The 19,216-nt window shown below is 44.0% G+C and carries 21 protein-coding genes and 1 other RNA gene; 8 read left to right on the forward strand and 14 right to left on the reverse strand.

The annotated features are described in order from the left end of the window. Positions 1-197: 197 nt before the first annotated feature. Entirely contained in the window at positions 198-1,202 is a 1,005-nt protein-coding gene (locus ABL924_RS07390; RefSeq protein WP_349026436.1) for a lysophospholipase, read from the forward strand. Between the two features lie 128 nt (positions 1,203-1,330). Here ABL924_RS07390 and ABL924_RS07395 read toward each other — a convergent pair whose 3' ends face one another. From ABL924_RS07395 to ABL924_RS07425, 7 genes are all read right to left on the reverse strand, one after another. Next, entirely contained in the window at positions 1,331-1,735 is a 405-nt protein-coding gene (locus tag ABL924_RS07395; RefSeq protein ID WP_349026437.1) for a hypothetical protein, read from the reverse strand. Between the two features lie 34 nt (positions 1,736-1,769). Then, on the reverse strand, positions 1,770-2,108 hold the full coding sequence (locus ABL924_RS07400) for a histidine triad nucleotide-binding protein (protein ID WP_349026438.1): 339 nt from the start codon (positions 2,106-2,108) through the stop codon (positions 1,770-1,772). 98 nt (positions 2,109-2,206) lie between these two features. Next, positions 2,207-2,803: a recombination mediator RecR gene (gene recR / locus ABL924_RS07405; RefSeq protein WP_349026439.1), complete on the reverse strand. Its 597-nt coding sequence runs from the start codon at positions 2,801-2,803 to the stop codon at positions 2,207-2,209. A gap of 1 nt (position 2,804) precedes the next feature. Beyond that, on the reverse strand, positions 2,805-3,128 hold the full coding sequence (locus tag ABL924_RS07410) for a YbaB/EbfC family nucleoid-associated protein (protein WP_349026440.1): 324 nt from the start codon (positions 3,126-3,128) through the stop codon (positions 2,805-2,807). An 18-nt stretch (positions 3,129-3,146) separates the two neighbouring features. After that, a complete protein-coding gene (gene dnaX / locus ABL924_RS07415) occupies positions 3,147-4,754 on the reverse strand; it encodes a DNA polymerase III subunit gamma/tau (protein ID WP_349026441.1) in 1,608 nt (535 codons plus the stop codon). Between the two features lie 34 nt (positions 4,755-4,788). After that, positions 4,789-4,885, reverse strand: an RNA gene (ffs, locus tag ABL924_RS07420) — signal recognition particle sRNA small type. A gap of 239 nt (positions 4,886-5,124) precedes the next feature. Then, a complete protein-coding gene (locus ABL924_RS07425; protein ID WP_349026442.1) occupies positions 5,125-5,787 on the reverse strand; it encodes a DUF4082 domain-containing protein in 663 nt (220 codons plus the stop codon). A gap of 437 nt (positions 5,788-6,224) precedes the next feature. Between ABL924_RS07425 and ABL924_RS07430 the strand changes: the two genes are divergently transcribed. Continuing rightward, entirely contained in the window at positions 6,225-6,704 is a 480-nt protein-coding gene (locus tag ABL924_RS07430; RefSeq protein WP_349026443.1) for a nuclear transport factor 2 family protein, read from the forward strand. A gap of 127 nt (positions 6,705-6,831) precedes the next feature. Here ABL924_RS07430 and ABL924_RS07435 read toward each other — a convergent pair whose 3' ends face one another. Next, entirely contained in the window at positions 6,832-7,350 is a 519-nt protein-coding gene (locus ABL924_RS07435; protein ID WP_349026444.1) for a histidine phosphatase family protein, read from the reverse strand. Between the two features lie 139 nt (positions 7,351-7,489). Between ABL924_RS07435 and ABL924_RS07440 the strand changes: the two genes are divergently transcribed. The 3 genes from ABL924_RS07440 to mgtE all read left to right on the forward strand — a co-directional run bounded on the left by ABL924_RS07440 (position 7,490) and on the right by mgtE (position 11,337). After that, positions 7,490-9,013, forward strand: coding sequence for a CHAD domain-containing protein (locus tag ABL924_RS07440; protein WP_349026445.1), 1,524 nt, complete (start codon positions 7,490-7,492; stop codon positions 9,011-9,013). 59 nt (positions 9,014-9,072) lie between these two features. Beyond that, a complete protein-coding gene (locus ABL924_RS07445; protein WP_349026446.1) occupies positions 9,073-9,819 on the forward strand; it encodes an AAA family ATPase in 747 nt (248 codons plus the stop codon). 69 nt (positions 9,820-9,888) lie between these two features. After that, the gene (gene mgtE, locus ABL924_RS07450) at positions 9,889-11,337 is read left to right on the forward strand and encodes a magnesium transporter (RefSeq protein ID WP_349026447.1); all 1,449 of its coding nucleotides are present in this window, start codon (positions 9,889-9,891) and stop codon (positions 11,335-11,337) included. Positions 11,338-11,771: 434 nt separating this feature from the next. On the opposite strand, the gene rlmJ is transcribed toward mgtE, so the two are convergent. From rlmJ to ABL924_RS07470, 4 genes are all read right to left on the reverse strand, one after another. After that, positions 11,772-12,614, reverse strand: a complete 843-nt coding sequence (gene rlmJ, locus ABL924_RS07455; protein ID WP_349026448.1) for a 23S rRNA (adenine(2030)-N(6))-methyltransferase RlmJ — start codon at positions 12,612-12,614, stop codon at positions 11,772-11,774. Between the two features lie 29 nt (positions 12,615-12,643). After that, positions 12,644-13,438: an RMD1 family protein gene (locus tag ABL924_RS07460; protein WP_349026449.1), complete on the reverse strand. Its 795-nt coding sequence runs from the start codon at positions 13,436-13,438 to the stop codon at positions 12,644-12,646. A gap of 166 nt (positions 13,439-13,604) precedes the next feature. Beyond that, positions 13,605-14,006: a hypothetical protein gene (locus tag ABL924_RS07465; protein ID WP_349026450.1), complete on the reverse strand. Its 402-nt coding sequence runs from the start codon at positions 14,004-14,006 to the stop codon at positions 13,605-13,607. A gap of 112 nt (positions 14,007-14,118) precedes the next feature. Beyond that, positions 14,119-15,423 carry a flavohemoglobin expression-modulating QEGLA motif protein gene (locus tag ABL924_RS07470; RefSeq protein WP_349026451.1) on the reverse strand — a complete coding sequence of 435 codons (1,305 nt, stop codon included), beginning with the start codon at positions 15,421-15,423 and terminating at the stop codon, positions 14,119-14,121. Between the two features lie 289 nt (positions 15,424-15,712). Here ABL924_RS07470 and ABL924_RS07475 point away from each other — a divergent pair, with 289 nt between their 5' ends. Together ABL924_RS07475 and ABL924_RS07480 are read left to right on the forward strand one after the other, a co-directional pair. Beyond that, a complete protein-coding gene (locus ABL924_RS07475; RefSeq protein WP_349026452.1) occupies positions 15,713-15,916 on the forward strand; it encodes a hypothetical protein in 204 nt (67 codons plus the stop codon). Positions 15,917-15,986: 70 nt separating this feature from the next. Continuing rightward, a complete protein-coding gene (locus ABL924_RS07480) occupies positions 15,987-16,319 on the forward strand; it encodes a hypothetical protein (protein ID WP_349026453.1) in 333 nt (110 codons plus the stop codon). A gap of 139 nt (positions 16,320-16,458) precedes the next feature. Here the strand turns inward: ABL924_RS07480 and rsgA are convergent, their stop codons facing one another. Both rsgA and ABL924_RS07490 read right to left on the reverse strand, forming a co-directional pair. Continuing rightward, positions 16,459-17,382, reverse strand: a complete 924-nt coding sequence (gene rsgA / locus ABL924_RS07485) for a ribosome small subunit-dependent GTPase A (RefSeq protein WP_349026454.1) — start codon at positions 17,380-17,382, stop codon at positions 16,459-16,461. Between the two features lie 3 nt (positions 17,383-17,385). After that, positions 17,386-18,636, reverse strand: coding sequence for a M48 family metallopeptidase (locus ABL924_RS07490; RefSeq protein WP_349026455.1), 1,251 nt, complete (start codon positions 18,634-18,636; stop codon positions 17,386-17,388). 88 nt (positions 18,637-18,724) lie between these two features. Here ABL924_RS07490 and orn point away from each other — a divergent pair. Beyond that, on the forward strand, positions 18,725-19,216 hold a 492-nt coding region (gene orn / locus ABL924_RS07495; protein WP_349026456.1), incomplete at its 3' end, for an oligoribonuclease.

Here is a 19,216-nt window from a genome sequence, read left to right on the forward strand (position 1 = left end):
GGAACAGGCCTTTTGCCAGCCCCTGTATTGGTGGGTACGTACTGTTCGGGCAACTCGTAGCGCGCCGGTTTCACACCCGCCGCTGCACTTTCACCACCTTTTGATGGTCATAGGGATGGGGATTGCCCCTGTGGTGTCGAGTAAGTATTAAATCCCAGCAATATTTTTTGCTAAATTTTCATGTTTTGTTTGAAACGATGAAAGCACTGTTCAAAAAGCTAGCCTTATTGTTGTTTGTTGCCTTGAGTGGTTGTATGCCTATGATTCATTCCCCGGGTTTAAAAAATAACGCAGCGCATCTCACCGATAATCTTTATAGCGCTCAGGACGGAGCTAATCTGCCGCTACGTCAATGGCTACCTAAAATGGACGCTAAGGCAGTGATAATAGCATTGCACGGGTTTAACGACTACAGTAATTTTTTCGATAGCCCAGGCGCTTATTTCAGTGACCAAGGCATTGCTTGTTTTGCATATGACCAACGCGGTTTCGGGGCAGCGCCGAAACGAGGTTCATGGGCTGGAATTTCCGCATATACCGATGATTTGCGTGGATTAGTACATTTGATAAAGCAAAATTATCCCCACCAACCTCTTTATTTGCTCGGCGAAAGCATGGGTGGAGCCGTTATCATTACCGCAATGGGCGAAGCCAATATGCCGGAAGTCGATGGTGTCATTCTTGTTGCCCCTGCGCTGTGGGCGAGGCAAACCATGCCCTGGTATCAAACCAGTTTATTATGGACTTTAGCCCACACTTTCCCTTGGTTAGCACTGTCCGGTGATGGCGTGGGCGTGAAAGCGTCTGATAATATCGAAATGCTCAGGGCATTAGGCCGAGATCCTTTGATAATCAAGAAAACTCGGGTAGAGACTATCTACGGGTTGACTAATTTGATGGATGTTGCTTTTAACAGCGCTAATAAACTAAGTGGCAATACCTTGATTCTCTATGGTGAGAACGATGAGATTATTCCCAAAAAGCCGACGTATGATTTTTTGCAACGCTTTCTCAGTAATGATGGAGAGGGCAAAACCGTCGCATTTTATCAACAAGGCTACCACATGTTGCTGCGCGACCTGCAAGCATCCATTCCTTGGGATGATATATTAGCGTGGATCAACTTGGACACTAAAAAGCTACCTTCCGGTGCAGATCATAGGGCAAGGGAAGTTTTAATTTCTTTGCAAAGGTCTCACTGATCGGGTTGCTCGATTGCACATGGCTTGGGCGATCTGAGGTGTTATCACGGATTTTTTGGGGTGAACTTTCATTAACTTACTGAATAATAAAAAAGATAATTATTATTTAGTCTAAGCTTAACTGTCGTTTAGTGATCGTACTTCTCGTCATCAGCCTCAAAATGGAACTTATGCAGTAGGCGATGCACCAACGGACTAAAGAAAAGCCCTGCTGCCACCAAAAACATTAAACCAGAAAACAGCGCATACAAGCCTGCAAATAGCTTACCTGCCTGCGTATGAAGCACATCAACCGGCCCCATGCCACCCAGAATCATGGATGCATTAAGAAATGAATCTAACCAACTCATAGATTCAAATTCATGATAACCGATTACACCGATACCTAGACCAAAGGCTAATAGCAAGAAAGCGGACAATAAATACTTAGCTTGCCTAATTAAAAAAGCACTAAGAGGAATTGGTTTTTGGCATCGATGTTCAAAGGTGTGGCGCATGTTCTTTGTTTTATCTTTGTTGATTCGACGTACCATTATGGTGATATGGTCTTTGCCCGGTGATGATTACCTAGCCTGGAGGCCAGGCCATTTGACGGCCACCCAAAAGATGTAAATGTAAATGGTAGACAGCTTGACCACCATTGTCGTTACAATTAAATACAGTACGGTAACCTTCCTCAGCAATACCTTGTTGTTTTGCTAAAGTCGTTGCCACCTGTAGGATTTTTCCACCCAGTTGGGCATCATCGAGATCATTCAAGGTTGTGATATGGCGCTTGGGTATAACGAGGATGTGGACGGGCGCTTGCGGGTTGATGTCATTGAACGCTAGGATATGGTCATCTTCAAATACGACATCCGGCTCAATGTCTCCGGCAACCATTTTGCAAAAAAGACAATCAGTCATTATTACCTCCTAGGTAAGGATTTGAGTCAACTCAATGACGGGATATGGTAGAGGCAAATGATTATTTGCCCCTACCCGTTGAATCCTCACGTCATATGTCATAGCACATTACGCCCATTAAATGCATGAGCCAATGTGCCGCTGTCGATAAACTCTAACTCACCCCCCATCGGCACACCGTGGGCGATTCGGCTGGCTTGCACCTTGTGCTTTTTTGCCAACTCACCAATAAAATAAGCGGTGGCTTCGCCTTCCACGGTTGAATTGGTGGCGAGGATAAGCTCTTTGATTGTCCCCGCTGACATGCGTTGTTCCAAAACGTCAAGACCAAGCTCGTCGGGGCCTATGCCATCCAGAGGTGATAACCGACCGTGCAGGACGAAATAATGCCCTTTAAAAACGGTGGCTTGGTCAATTATCCAAACATCGGCAGGGCTTTCAACGATGCAAATCAAGCCACTGTCCCTGGCCTTATCCGCGCAAATCTGGCAGATAGCTTGTTCGGTTAGGGTGCGGCAGACTTGGCAATGTCCAATTTTTGCCAAGGCTTCAATCAAGGTTTCGGCCAGTATTTTTGCGCCGTTGCGATCCCGTTGTAGCAAATGGAAGGACATGCGCTGGGCGGTTTTAGGGCCTACACCTGGTAGGCAACATAAAGTTTGCGTTAATTGTCCGAGCAAGCCTTTCCTTAGCATGTTAGAAAGGCATTTGGAATCCGGGAGGTATCGGCAGTCCGGCGGTAATTTCGGACATTTTTTCTTTTTTCATTTTGCCGACTTTGTTGACAGCATCGTTAATTGCCGCAGCCACCATATCTTCCAGCATGTCTTTATCTTCGCCAACTAACGACGGATCAATAGTCACTTTCCTGGCTTCACGTTTCCCAGTCATAACTATCGACACTAAACCACCGCCCGATTCACCAGTCACTTGCATCATTTCCAGTTCTTGTTGGGCTTTTTTTAAATCTTCCTGCATTTTTTGGGCTTGTTGCATAATGTTGCCCAGTGCATTTTTCATATTATTATCTCCACCTTGTTATATCGGCTCTATGGTGCCGGGCATTATCCTGGCACCAAAATGTTCTTTTAATGCCAAGACGTTAGCATCTGAATTAATGGCATCAACTGCTGCTTGTTGTCTGTCTTCTTGGTCTTTGGCGAATTGTACCGCAGGTGTTTCAAGCTGTGCCTGTTCTATTTTGATTGCCAGTTTTAATGGCGCATCTCGATAATCTTGTAACGCTTGTTGTAATTTTTTTTCTCGGCTGGAGGTCAATAATTGTTGATGACTGGCATCCAAATGCAATTTACAGATTTCGTCATCAATGTGTTCCAACACGCAGTTATTGGCTAACTCCTTAGTAAAACTCTCCAACTTCATGATTTCAATCATATCAGTCCAACTATGATTAGCAGGGCTTACATTACTTGAATAGAGTTGAATAACTTTTTCTGCAACGCGTTCCGATGGATTGATCTGTTCAACATTTATTGCCGATTGTGGCTTCGGAATTGAACTGGGTAGCGGTAGTTGCTTCGATTTTACTGGCGTGGACTCTACCGAAACAGGCTTAAATACCAGCATTCGCAGCATGACCATTTCAAAACCCATACGGGAATCAGGTGCCAAATCCAAGTCTTTTTGTCCGACCAGAGCGATTTGGTAATAAAGCTGCACATCCTCCGGCGTGAACCGTTGCGATAAGGTCGTAATCATCGCCTTATCAAACTCATGTTCGATAGCATTAGGCAACTGCTGCACCAAGGCAATGCGGTGTAAAACCTGCAAAATCTGCTGAAGTATCGCGCTGAAATCTGCGTGTATATTGGCGATTTCATCAATCTTGTTAAGAATAGCCTGTGCATCTGCATCAGCCAATGCTATTAGTATATTTTCAACGGGATGCTGTCCAACAGTGCCTAACATAGTGTTAACATCGTCAGCAGTAACCTTGCCAGCACCATAAACAATCGCTTGATCCAGCAAGCTCAAGCCATCGCGCATACTGCCATCGGCGGCTCTTGCTAATAGCTGCAAGGCTAACGGTTCAGATTCAATCTGCTCTTGTTTGAGGATGTCGCCCATTTGGGTGAAAATCTGCCCTGGCAACAACCGTTTGAGATTGAATTGCAGACAACGGGATAATACGGTAACGGGGATTTTCTGCGGGTCTGTGGTTGCCAACAAGAACTTGACATGAGGTGGTGGTTCTTCCAGCGTTTTGAGCAAAGCATTAAAACTATGCCCTGACAGCATGTGGACTTCGTCGATCAGATAGACTTTGTAACGTCCGAAATTAGGTGCGTATTGGGCATTGTCCAGCAAATCGCGGGTATCTTCGACTTTGGTGCGGGAAGCGGCATCGACTTCGATCAAATCCATGAACCGACCTTCGTCCAAAGCACGGCAAACATCACACAAACCGCACGGATTAAATTCTTGGAGATTTTGGCAATTGATGGCTTTTGCCAGAATCCTGGCTATAGTCGTCTTACCAACGCCACGGGTGCCGGTAAACAGATAAGCGTGGTGCAAGCGGTCATGTTGCAAAGCGTTCATCAACGATTTGACTACATGGTCTTGACCAACAACTTCGGTGAAATTTGAGGGTCGCCACTTTCTGGCGAGAACCTGGTAATTCATTGCAGGCTCGTGGTTATGGCTTAATGGGCGGCGACCGTGCCAGCCACATCCCGGCACACGAATCTGCTGCTACCGTTGCTCCCTTCCGGGCCTGGCGGGGTTTACAGCGTATCGTTGCGGGAGAACCAACACGATCACCATCATAATTCTCGGTCTCGTAGCTATTACTGACTCAAGACTTCCCATTATCGTTGAATCATCGTAATAAAACAACTTAATGATGTTAAGGGAATCTCTAAAAACTCAACAAACTCCTTCTCCCTCTGGGAGAAGGTTGGGATGAGGGATTTAAAATCAATCGCTTGCAACCCTAGCCCTTTCAGTGCCTTCGCAGTATGGTTCGGTTAAATTAGGATTAATAGATATCCCCTTAAATTATTGACCGTCTTTTTGAAAACCAGCGTTGCATTCCCCCAAGACCAGCCAAACCGATTCCTAGCAGCGGAAAAGCTGCTGGTAAAGGTACAGATGAAATTGAAGGATCTTCAAATTTAAAATTCACCATTGGATAAAGATCATATCCATAGTTATCGGTTGGAAAACTAAAGGAAGGAGCATACAGAAAAAGGCTAGCTAGAGGACTGATACTGATGGCAGGATTAGTTGTCAGCCCTAGAATGGTAGTACCAACATTACCGTAAGTGTAGCCATCCTGTCCGTTTGCTAGGCCTGCAATTATATAAGATTGTCCAGAAGTCAATGTAAATGAAGGTACAGCCGCATAGCGAAATTTTCCATCTAATGCCCCAGCCGTTCCAGATGACACCGAGGTTGAATTTAATAATGTTCCGTTTGTATCGAAAATGCCAACATCATGGGATGTGGTTAAACCGTCTTGATTATGGTCATAAAAGCCCAGGGCGTTTATAGTAAGGTTCGCATTTGCGGTAAATTGAAAGCCAACCGTTACATTTGCTTCACCAAAACGAATTGGCGCAGAATCAAAGTCATAAATAGGTGCCGCCTGTGCCGTTACTGATGTTGTACAAAATAAGAACCCAGCTATGAGTATATGCAGTAAATTTGTATTCATTAATAGTTCTCCGAAATTAGAAAGCTGACTGTAGTTTTTTAAATCTGGATTTACAATATCATGTAATTTATTAGGCGAATATAGGTGTAAATACCTAGGTGCACTCAAAATTGAAATGCAACATTTTTCAATGGAAAATGTTGCATGGAAATATACAAACAATTGAGCATACAAGAACGTAGTTTGATACAAATGCAGTTGACTTTGGGATTCAAGGTATCGTGGATTGCAGAGGGTTTGGGTCGTTCAGTATCCACGGCCACGCGGGAGTTATACTGTTCAATAAGTTCTCATTGATTTCTTCTCGAAATGGAGACGGTAGCGAATGCTCACGATTAACATGGATACAATCGGGATGAACACAAAGCTTTTTTGGCTCTATGTGAAATACAGTCGGTAATCAAACTTCTTTCCACAAAGGGGAAAAATCATATTCAATGAACACAATCCATGAAACGCGTTCGCCATTTCCGCCATTCACCCATGGGACGGCGACACAGAAAGTCCGTATGGCCGAAGATGGCTGGAACAATCGAGATCCCGAGCTCGTCGCCTTGGCTTATACCAGCGATAGCCAATGGCGAAACCGTGCTGAATTCCTCACAGGTAGGGAAGAAATAATGGTGTTCCTGAAACGAAAATGGGCAAAAGAACTGGAATATCGCTTGATAAAGGAGCTATGGGCTTTTGACGGCAACCGGATCGCAGTACGTTTTGCCTACGAGTGGCATAATGAAAGCAGCGAATGGTTTCGTTCTTATGGCAATGAGAATTGGGAGTTTAATGATGATGGCTTAATGCAGCGTCGTTATGCCAGCATCAATGATTTGTCGATTAAGGAATCAGAACGCAAATTTCGTTGGCCGCAAGGCCTACGTCCCAATGACCATCTAGGTTTGAGCGAACTAGGTCTGTGAATACCTGTGTAGACGACAATATTCCTATAAAGCCGAATAGCAGGTTTTTGCATTCCACACGCTTTGTGTAAGTGTTTCTTACCCAAATTTCCTTATCCGATTAAGCCTGTGTGTTATAAATCAGTGCTTACTCACTTTCTTCGGCTAGGGATTTTGGATAAGTTATGGAGAGTAATTCCGCGCAGCCTTTGTCCAATTGCGACCAGTCATCGGGCAAAATCAATCGTGCCAAAGCGGCTGTTGGGAACAGCTTTTTGACATCGGGCAATTCGGTTTCATTAACCAGATAGGTTATTAGGTCTTCAAGCTCAGGGTTGTGGCCTACCAACAACACTCGGCTAAAACTAGCCGGACAATCAGCCAGCACCGATTTCACTCGTACTAAGCCTTCATCATATAGCCGTTTTTCCTGCTGGATATGCCGATGGTCTATACCAAATACCTCGCAAACTATTTTTGCCGTGGTAATTGCGCGGATAGCGGGGGAACTAATAACCACATCAGGTAACAACAAGCCCTCTTTCATCCATTCGCCTATGCGCGTGGCATCATGTTTTCCGCGTTTTTTTAAGGGCCGGTCGTAATCTTCGCTACTATCAAAGGGTTCTGCTTTGCCATGCCGCAGTATCCATAATTCTCTACTCATGTTGATGCTCGTGTTATGTTGATAATTACCTTTATATCTTAAACGAACGATATATTTATTATGTTGTCACAAAACATTAACACTAAAATATTACAGTTATGTGTAAACGACCACTATAAAAGGCATCCTATAGCATATTATGGCTACACACTATGAGTTACCCGCAAATTTATCGGCAGAAAAGCTGATTGCAACCTTAAGTGAAAAGGTTGAAATAGATCATTTCTCTAAACAGTATTTTTTGAAAACATTCTATGATAGTTTTGACTGGCGCTTATATAAACAGGGCTTAAGTTGTGAATTTAATCGGTCAAAACAAACCTCTTCTCTACAAATAACCAATAGAAAAAATGGCGATCTTGTCGCCAGCACCATACTTTTTGACGTTCCGTCATTCAGTAAACAATTTAATCCCGGCAAAGTGCGCCAGACGCTTGAAGCTACCCTGGAAATGCGGGCATTACTGGCAATTTGTACCCTGGAATGTGACGCGTATCATCTCAATATTGTTAATGAAGATGGAAAAATTGTACTGCACTTACTGATCGAAGAATTTGAGTTGCTCAAAAATCGCCTAACCCTTATTCCCGTTAAAGGCTATGACAAAATTGCCGAGCGCATTGCTGAAATGGTTACAGGACTGGGATTAACCGCCGTTGAAAAACCCGTTTTGTTAGAAGCCTTAAAGTTACAAGGCCGCCATCCCAAAGATTATTCATCCAAATTAGACATTCACCTTACTCCAGAGATGCGTGCTGACGTCGCCAGCAAATATATATTCAGCTACCTATTGCGGACGATCAGGGTGAATGAACAGGGAACGATTGCTGATATTGACAGTGAGTTTCTGCATGATTTTAGGGTGGCGATAAGAAGAACCCGTGTTGGGCTTAGTCAAATCAAAAACGTCTTGCCAGAAGACACCCTTGCCCGTTATAGGGAGTTTTTTTCCTGGCTGGGTCAGATAACTGGAGAAACAAGGGATTTAGACGTATATTTGTTGAATTTTGAACAATACAAAAAGAAATTACCTACTGTCATCCGGCAAAGCATCAATCCCCTGCAACATTTTTTGACGGCAAAAAAACTAAAATCGCACAAACAACTCGCCAGAAAACTGCGTTCCAGCAAATACTTATCCATTCTCGAAGAATGGGAAGACTATCTGTCCTCGACTCCGCCCCAAAATCCTACTGAAGCGGATGCCAAACTAACGATTAAAGAACTGGCAGACAAAAGGATATGGAAAATTTATAAACAAGTCATTAAAGAAGGCGAGATTATTGACCGACATTCGCCTCCGGAGGCCTTGCATAAACTCAGGAAAACCTGCAAAAAATTGCGCTATTTAATGGAATTTTTTCAGCATCTTTATCCTGAACGACGGGTTTATAAATTAATCAAACGGTTAAAAAACTTTCAGGATGTTCTGGGCGATTATCAAGATTACGCCACTCAGCAGGAAAGGCTCAAACAATTCAGCGAGGAAATGCAGTCTATCAATACACCCAGTAAAACCTTTATGGCGATGGGCGTGTTAATTCAAGATTTTGAAACCCGTAAGGCGAAAGCACGTGACTGCTTTAGTTCGCAATTTGCTGCGTTTAAAAGAGCTGAAAATCACACTGACTTTCATGCTCTGTTTGTGCCGAAAAAGCCATAAGGCTGCGCTTTAATTCCACGGGTGAGTGGATTTATAAATTTTATTAAACTGGGGTTGAAATGAAAGTATTGGCTTTATACAGCATTAAAGGTGGCGTTGGTAAAACCTCAAGCGCGGTCAATCTGGCGTTTAACGCTGCTCAGGCTGGTTATCGCACCCTGGTTTGGGATCTCGACCCGCAAGGTGCTAGTAGTTATTATTTCCGCATCAAGCCTAAAATCAAGGGCGGCAGTAAGGATTTGATGGCTGGGAAACGGGATTTGGACGAGCTGATTAAGGGTACTGATTTCGATAACCTGGATTTAATTCCCGCAGATTTTTCATTCAGGAATCTTGACTTGTTGTTGGATGACAAGAAAAAGCCGACTCGACAGCTAAAAAAACGTCTCAAACCCATGGCAAACGAGTACGATTTTGTATTTTTGGATTGTCCGCCAAATATTTCCTTATTATCCGAGGCCGTTTTTGAAGCCGCTGATCTGCTGTTATCGCCTATAATTCCAACGACTTTGTCGTTAAGGACATTAGCGCAGCTAACAAAATTTATCGAAGATCATGATTTGTCCAAACAAAACCTGATGCCTTTTTTTTCTATGGTTGATGGCCGAAAAAAACTGCATAAGGATATAATGCAGCAGGTGCTTGCCGATTATCCTGCAATGCTACATGCTGCTATACCTTATGCAAGTGATATTGAACGCATGGGATTGGAGCGCAAGCCACTGGCTGCTTACAGTGGCAAAAGCCGTTCTGCTGGCGCTTACCACGAACTTTGGCGGGAAATTTTGGCTCGTACTGTTTTGTAAAAGGTATAACGCTTTTTAAAATCAGGTATGATTGAAAGGAGCAAAATTAACCCAGTAAGTTGATGCAATATGGACTCCCACAACTCACTTGATTCCACTAATTTCCTGCAACAACAGCTACAGTCTGTCGTTGAGCTATTGGAAAAGCAAGAGCTGGAAAATTCGTTAGTCCATAAAAGTACTTCAAGCCATCACGACCTGGAAGAATCGCTGGTAAACAGACAGCATGACGTACGCATTCAGGAGAAGTTGTACGACTTACATCCAGCAGATATAGCCTTCATTCTCGAATCTCTACCGTTGGATCATCGTCAGACAGTATGGAACGCCATCAAGTCCGATCATGATGGGCAGATATTGTTGGAAGTGTCTGATGCCGTGAGACAAACCTTGATTTCAGGCATGACACCGGAAGAATTGGCTATTTTCGCCAGCAATTTGGACGCGGATGAAATTGCTGATCTTGCCGCCGACATCCCTAAGCGGACGATGCTTAAGATCCTGCGGTCACTTAACAATGAGGAACGCAGCAACCTTAATGCGATCCTATCTTACGAAGACGACCAAGTCGGCGCACTTATGGATTTTGGGATGATCGCCATCAGAGGCGATCTGAATCTGCAAGCCATCATCGACTATATCCGCAAGCTGGGTAAGTTGCCGGGACATACCGATAAACTGTTTGTCGTAGATCAACATAATACTGTTAAAGGTATTTTGCCTTTGCAGCGGCTACTGACCCACGAACCTGCACAGCAAGTTGCCGAAGTCATGGTTACCGATTTTGTTAAATTCCAGATTGACCATGATACTGCTGATGCTTCACGGGCATTTGAACGCTATGACCTGATTTCTGCGCCGGTCGTTGATGAACAAGGGCGGCTACAAGGGCGACTGTGCGTCGATAGCATTTTGGATTTCATCCGTGAAAAAAGCGATGAAGATATGCTGACACAGGCTGGTGTTGGCGAGGACGAAGATTTGTTTTCCAGCGTATGGAAGTCTGCCAAAAACCGCTGGGGTTGGCTGTTGTTAAATATTGTTACGGCCTTCGCATCAACGCGGATCATCGGTTTTTTTGAAGATATTATCGTGCAACTGGTCGCCTTGGCTTCATTAATGCCTATAGTTGCTGCCATGGGTGGCAATACCGGCAACCAAACCAGTATGCTCATTATTAGGTCACTGGCTTTAGGGCAAATTAACTCGGACAATGTGCGCCGCCTGATAAAAAAAGAACTGACGCTTGCACTTATCAATGGGGCGTTTATCGGTATACTAATCGGTCTGTTGAGCTGGTTACTTTACCATGACATCGCCTTATCGCTAGTTATTGGTTCGGCAATATTGATGAACCTTTTGGTGGCCGTAATCGTCGGTCTTTGCATTCCATTGGGACGGTATAAGTACGGCAAAGACCCCGCCGTAGGCGCAAGTATAATGCTTACAGCAATTACCGATTCTATGGGGTTTTTTATATTCTTAGGTTTGGCGAGGATGTTTTTGATAGATAGGTAGTTAGTTTTTACCCCTTTGTAGCCGGAAGTAATAGCAACACCCTAATCCTTGGGTGGGGCTTTTGAAAAAATCAAGAACCCATTGATTCTGAGAGATTCTCCTTACCAAAGGAAGCGGTTGTGGGAGCATGACTATGAGGATATTGGGAAAGTGTGAAAGGCTCATTCATCGTCCTCGGAAAACACTCAATTACAAAATACCTCGTGCGATGTTTTTTGCCGGTTCTTTGCTAAAGGCCGCATGATAACTAGAATTGCATCTTCGGAGATGAATCCGCCAGATAAGATTGACTGCTGTCCCACAATTTAAAAAGAATATGGGTTAAATCACTTATTACTTCAATAAGTTGTTGAATTTTTTGTTTTTAACCAGTTGATTTAGGAGTCTTTTTTTGTATACTGTGGGACAGTAGTCGATAAGGCTCAATTGATTTTTTATTCGCCCACCAACTGCTCCGCCCGATAATGACCTTGCTGGTTTTCTCCTAATATTTCGGCTAACCAGGGCAAAACCGTTTGCATGTCGGCAAGCAACGTCCAGGGTGGATTGATGACGATTATGCCGCTTGCTGTCATTCCATGTTCCTCGCTATCAGGCAGTATCCCCAACTCGAACAACTGGATGTTTTTAATGCCACTGGTTTGTAAGGCACGTTCCATATATTGATTGCGCTTTCTGGCAACGACCGGATACCAAAGGCAATAACAGCCAGTGGCGAAACGTTTATGCATGGCTTTCAGTGCATCTACCACGGTTTGATACTCATGTTTGATCTCATAAGAGGGGTCAATCAGTATCAAACCGCGATTTTCTTTGGGCGGCAACAAGCCTAAGCTGTCTTTTAGGCCATCGGCACGAAATACTTTGATGCGCTTATCTTTTTTAACACAGTCGTTTAACAATCTGGATTCTGCCGTGTGCAGCTCGTAAAGAAACAAGCGGTCGTTCTCGCCTAGCAATTGACCGGCTATTAAGGGGGAGCCTGGATAATGGCTTAATTGCTCGGAATAGTTAAAATCTTTGACTAGATTTATGTAATAGGCCACGCAAGCAGGCAAATCATCACGTTGCCATAAGCTGCCAATACCACCTAGAAATTCTTGGTTTTTCTGGGCTTCGTTGCTATTTAGCTTGTAGTCGCCAGAGCCGGCGTGGGTATCAATGTAGCAAAGCGGCTTATCTTTCGCTTTCAGATATTTCAGCGATTGAATCAAAACGATATGCTTTAGAACATCGGCGTAGTTACCGGCATGGTAAGCGTGTTGGTAACTTAACATCTATGGGTTTATCAGGGGATCATGAGGGGTTAGAATACTTTATCGACGATAGTCATACCAATTTCAAAGGTAATCAAGCCGATGATTATCCATTCCAAGGTCAGGGAATGCCTATGCTTTTGCTCATCTGCCAACATTTCAAAGAGCTCATGGATGGTTTCCAGTTTTTTGGATAATACGTCGGTACGCGGTGTAACCTCCAAATATTTTGCGGCGGTAGTGTAGTAATCTTCATATTCTGGATACTCCCAAAAGAAATCCGGCTTATCCAACAAATCATAATTCAAGATAATATCGCTTTTGGTCAAAAACAACTGCCCACGTATTTTTGCGATTTCTTGACGGCTTAATTTGATTTTGCCATCCTGCGCCAAAGATTTTGGAATATAACTGGTATTGTTGATGGTGGTGATGGCATTAGTCTCAAACGAGGCCAGCTTGATAGATTGCGCCATACCTTGCGATAACGAAAACAGCACAATCGGGTCGGAGGATTCAATTTCAATATGATCCTCAATAATGCGTGTCTGCGGACAGTCTAGGGCAAAAGTAAAGTTGTCTTCTTCAACGACATTCAGCGGATTTTCATCATGATCCATCAGGAGATCGTGAATTTTATGCTGTTGTTCCGGGCTAATATTCCAGTGTACCACCGCACCGTAAGCAAAAATCATTGACCAAGCTTTATCATCCTCTATCAGTAACGCCCCTTTTATAATCCGTATCAGGCTGGTTTCCGATAGGATTTTAGACAGGGCGTTAATGTCAAAACTTTGTGCCAAGCAATAGGCAACGCAACGTTTGACTGCTTGAGATTCAGACATAGCTGACGATATTGCTAATATGATTGGACATTAGGGGGATCTCTAAAAATTCAAAAAGCTACTTCTCCCTCTGGAAGAAGGTTGGGATGAGGGATTTAAAATCAAGCATTTACAATCCTCACCCTAGCCCTCTCCCAGAGGGAGAGGGGATTTTTAGAGATTCCCATTAATTTTCGGAAATTTTGACCAGCCATCCCTGCGCCGCCTTACATGGATTATATTTGGCATCAATTTTGACATCAATACGTGCCGCTGTATTACGCAAAGAATCGGGGATTTTCCCTTTGACCACGTAGAAAGGGTCTTTAAATTCAGTTTCAATGTCTACCGGTTGCTTCTTGACCATGACAGAAACGACCTTCGGATTGTCGATATTGAACACCACAAAAGAAAATTCAGAACCAGGAGCAACCGTCGCCAAATGTGCGGGTTGAATTTTGTCTAGGCGTGGATGGATGCAGGTTACATCGCTACCGCCTCCGCCACCATGACCGCTGTGATCCATCGCGGCATTGGCATCAGTTAGAAGAAAAATAAACAAGGCGGTTAGTATGTGTATTTTCTTCATTTAAGTTACTCCTCTGGTTACGGGTTGGTGACAACATAGTCTGGTCTGGATTATACCTACGATGCACTAACAATGAAATTATCTATAACGAAGGTTGCTTACGCTAATGGGTTCACAGCACATTCGCGTAATCTTGCTCCAGTTGCTGAAAACTCATCGAGGTCATAAACCGGCTAAAACTTAGCCATGCTGAAAGCCCCATCAAATCGGTAAACTGCGGGGGTAAAAAGCGTGGCGCAATGACCGTGCCTTCTGCAACCAGATCCGCCAACACTTTCATGTCTTCAATCATGGTTTTGCCACAAAATAACAGCGGAATGCGATCTGGCTTGCCTTTGTTCACTGCAAGTCGCATGTAGTTATAAGTCAACACGAAACCTTTGATGTAGGTCAGGTCTTTGGTAAACGGCAAGCCTTCAGGCGTACTGCCCCTAAAAACACGGCTGCTGATCATATAGCTTTCTTCCTTATCTAAGCCTTTCTCAAGAAAAAAATTGAAGATATCAACAAAATTAGCGCCTTCTTCTGCCAGGGTTATCGCACGAACGCGATGAATTAAGCGCATGAGCCGATTGGGGGTGGAGCTGAAAGTTAAGATTTCCATCAATACCGCCAAACCTTCTTGGGTAACGGTTGCCGAAGGCGGCCCTTTACCGAGAAACGTGCAATAAGGCTGTGCCAAGCCATTCAAAGTTGTACCTAAATGCACCCAAATTTCATGGACTTCCAAAACCCGTAAGTCCCGCGCATTAAATAAGGCATCCGCACGTAGTTTGATGTAATCGGTACCGGCAGCAGCATCTGCGATAATGCCGTCACTCAGCATTGCCCGTAAGCCATTGCCAGGTAGCGCCGCTTCGATTTTTTCATTTAGAATGGCTACTGCGTCTGTTGCAGTGATGGTTTTAGGTTCTTCCATTAGAAAATCCAGCTTTAACAATTGTGCTAAGGTTTCTTCCATCATACTGCCAAGCCCAGCAATAGTGGGGTCGCCGACATGGAAAACATCCTGCGATGAACCGTACAATTCTTGCGAAATATTGGCAAAGTTAACCTTTCCCCTGGATTCAAGCATTGTCACCACATCCTGATATTCCCGGCAAATCCGCCTCATAATCACACTGAGTGGATTAAGCTGTCCAAGCTTACGGACTAAATCCCGTTCGATTTGATAAAACTCCTGTTTTTTATCCTCTGGGTCGAAGCCTAATGACCGTCCCTGGTAGTATTCTGGGGTAATTTCCGGCAAATTTTTACAGCGACTGGCAAAAAAAGCCTGCTTGATACTATCATCCCATTTAATCGCATCGAGAATACGAATAGGCTGTTGTGCTTTGACGATTCGGTCGGAAAGCGTTTTGACTTCGGTCAGGTAAGCTGATGGCGGCAGTATTATGCGGGTATTCTTGGCGTGCATTTATTATCCAAGGTTAGGCAAAGTTACGATAATCTATTGTAACCACACGCGGCAATAAAATGCACACTATCAAAATGACTTTTTATTCACCATTTATTCCCATCCCATTAATTTATTTGATCTTTCAGTACAAGCGCTTGATTGGTCAGCAAGGTGGCTTTGGATGTTGTTGTATGTTTTTAGGTTTTATAGTATTTTGTAGCAAGTGCTAGGCTATCACCGTAAATCGAGTGCCTAGCTACTATCACTAATATTGTTTGGTCAGTGTAGGCACACAAAGGGGATAAACATGGCGGAAATCGCGGTCAAGCCGATACTTAATTACATCATCGACTGGGTGCAAGCACGGGTTAATGAACGGACTTCTTGGGATGGAGTTACCATCATTATCATTAGTATCGTAGCCTTAATCGCAACACCTTTAGTTAAATATGCGGGGTGGATAGGTTTGTGCTACGGCGTTTGGACATTGTGGAAAAGAGAAAAAATATAATATCAGTTTTTATTAACCTTATTGCGTTCCCATTGTGGGTGGCGCGAGTTTAACCTTGGAGGTCATAATCATGGCAACAAAAGAAGAATATTTAGCAAAACTGAAAACCCAAATGGATAGCTGGCAGGTAGAAGTGGATGCATTGGAAGCCAAAGCAAGCGATGCAATGGATGATATGAAGCCAGAAATAGATGCACAAATTACCAATTTAAAAGTTAAGTTTGCAGAAGGTGAAGGCAAATTCAACGAATTGGCGGATGCCACTGAAGAAGCTTGGGAAGAATTGAAAGTTGACGCAGAAGCGATGTTCGACAATCTAATTGGTGATTTCAAAGAAGATGTTCAAGTAGCCATGGGTGAAGCTCAGGGCTTGTTCGCAAAAGTTAAATCTTTATTTAAGTAAATCTCAAAAAAAACGGCTACTGTTTAGTATTCGTTACTAAGATAAGCAGGGTTTCTCTGCTTGGTTCAAGTATCTAAAGCACATAAAGGATGGTTTATATCCAGCCTTTGTGTTGCTCTTAGGTTAATCGTTAATTCCTTTAGCGTCCCATTTTTTGGGTAAGCTTCAAAAATCGCTCATACCGTGTCATGGCTATGCTGCCATCTTCTGCTGCCGCACGCACCGCACAACCTTTGTCTTGGTCGTGGCTGCAGTCGCTGAACTGGCACACATCTGAAAAAGGCCGAAATTCTCGGTAGCCTTGCGCTAATTGTTGCCTGTTTAAGTCAGCCAGCCCAAAAATAGCCACACCGGGGCTGTCTATCAAATCGCCACCATTTTCAATGTGATAAAGCGTTGCTGCGGTTGTCGTATGCCGCCCATGTTTTGTAGTTTCAGAAAGGGTGTTGGTCTTAAGGTTTCTATCAGGAACTATTATGTTAGTGATAGAAGATTTTCCGACTCCAGACTGCCCCGTCAGTAAGCTGACTTGATTGTGTAATGCGAGTTTTAACTCAACCAAACCATGTCCTAATAAAGTACTTACTCTATGAATCGGATAGCCAAGATTTTGGTAAATTTGTAACTCGTTTTCAAGCTGTTCTGGGAGAGCAAGGTCTGTTTTATTTAATATCAATCCGGCATTGATATCATTGTTCTCACAAACCGCCAGATATTGGTCAATGAGCAAGAAATCACAATAGGGTTCGACGGCAATGACGACGAATACCGTATCAATATTGGCAGCAACTGGGCGGACTTTGTTGTTTCTGGCCGGTCTAGCGAGCAGCGAACGTCGTGGCAGTATGGACTCAATACGACCTTGATCTGGCGCGGATAGTGACCATAACACTCGATCGCCAACCGCTACCGTTTCCAGCTTTCTCAGCGTTTGGCAAAGGATGATTTTATTGTCATATTCAACTGCGATGCCTTGCCCTAAATGTGCAATGACCAAGCCTTCCTCACATAACGAGGGCGCGGGACTTTCCTTAGAAACGATCACGCGCCCTTGTTTGCTCATGGCTTACGCGGACTGCATTTTTGTTTCTAAATGGGCTATGCGGATGGCAGCGGGTGGATGGCTGTAATGGAATGCAGAATACAAAGGATCGGGTGTCAACGTGCTGGCGTTTTCTTCATACAGCTTCACTAGGCCGCTAATCATTTTGGTGGCTTTGGCATTGCTGGCTGCAAAATCGTCGGCCTCAAATTCAAATTTACGCTGGAAATACGCGCTGATAGGCTGCATAAAAAACGTGAAAACGGGCGATACCAGCATGAACAATAACAGCGCGGCAGCATTTGATGGCTGTTCTACGCCTAAGCCATTATAAAACCACGGTTCATTAATCAACCAGCCCAGGATTGCCAAGCTAATCAAGGTTATAACCGATGTTGCAACCAGCATTTTGATGACGTGTTTGCGTTTGAAATGCCCCAGTTCATGTGCCAAAACCGCTTCAAGTTCTTCTTCATCAAGCGAATTTACTAAAGTATCGAAAAATACGATGCGCTTGTTGTTGCCGAGTCCCGTGAAATACGCATTGCCATGACCAGACCGTTTGGAGCCATCCATGATGAAAATGCCTTGGCTATTAAAACCGCAACGGGCAAGCAAACCCTGAATCCGGTCTTTCAATGAACCTTCCTGCATCGGCGTAAATTTGTTGAACAAAGGTGCGATTACAGTAGGGAACAGCCAACTCATCAGTAGTGAAAAGCTTATGATAATAGCCCAAGCCCACAACCACCATGTCGATCCCACGCTATCCATCACCCACAGTATCAAGGCTAATATTGGAAAGCCAATGGCTGCACCAAGACCTAATTGCAAAAGCATATCTTTGATAAATTGCTTCGGAGTGCTTTTATTGAAACCATATTTCTCTTCAATAACAAAGGTTTGGTATAAGCTGGTGGGGATGTCGATTAAAGTCATCACCAGAAAAATCGTCGCTAATGCGGTAATACCAGCAAGCATAGGCGAAGCAATGTGACCAGCCCAGAATACGAATGCAGCATTGATGCCACCGCCTAATGTCATCAACAGCAAAACGACGATGCCGATAATGCTATCTATGGTGCCTAATTTGCCTTTCTCGATGGTGTAATCTGCCGCTTTTTGGTGCGCTTCTAAAGAAACACGGTCTTTGAACGCATCTGGCACCGCAGAACGATGACTAGCAACATGGTCTGACTGGCGTTTTGCCAGCCAGAATTGAACGGTGTAACAGATAAGCAATGCGAGCAAAAAAATAAGTGTAAAGCTGTTCATGAGTTAAAATCTTCAGGTTAAGAACTAGGTGTCGATATAGGCAAATGCTACACTAACTACTGTCCAATTAATATAACGGAAAAATCAAATGGCACAAGATGCCCAAAATCTGATCTGGATCGACTTGGAAATGACCGGGCTAAACCCCGAAACTGATTTGATTATCGAAATCGCTACGATAATCACCGACAAAAACCTAAATATACTCGCCGAAGGGCCAGCCATTGCCGTGCGTCAACCAGATGCTGCCTTGTTAGCGATGGATGACTGGAACCAAAAACACCACGGCGAATCGGGCTTGATTGACCGCGTCAAGGCTTCCAAGATCAATGCGGAAGCAGCCGAAGCAATGACTATTGCATTTTTAGAGAATTGGGTGGCAGGACGGGTTTCCCCCATGTGCGGCAACACCATCGGGCAAGACCGACGCTTCTTGGTCAAGTACATGCCCAAGTTGGAAGCTTATTTCCATTACCGCAGCATTGATGTCTCGACATTAAAGGAATTGGCGGCGCGGTGGGCACCGAACCTGAAAGACGGGTTCAAAAAAGAAACCAAGCATGAAGCCTTGGCGGATATT

The sequence above is a fragment of the Methyloglobulus sp. genome (assembly GCF_040079455.1).
Taxonomy (GTDB): Bacteria; Pseudomonadota; Gammaproteobacteria; order Methylococcales; family Methylomonadaceae; genus Methyloglobulus.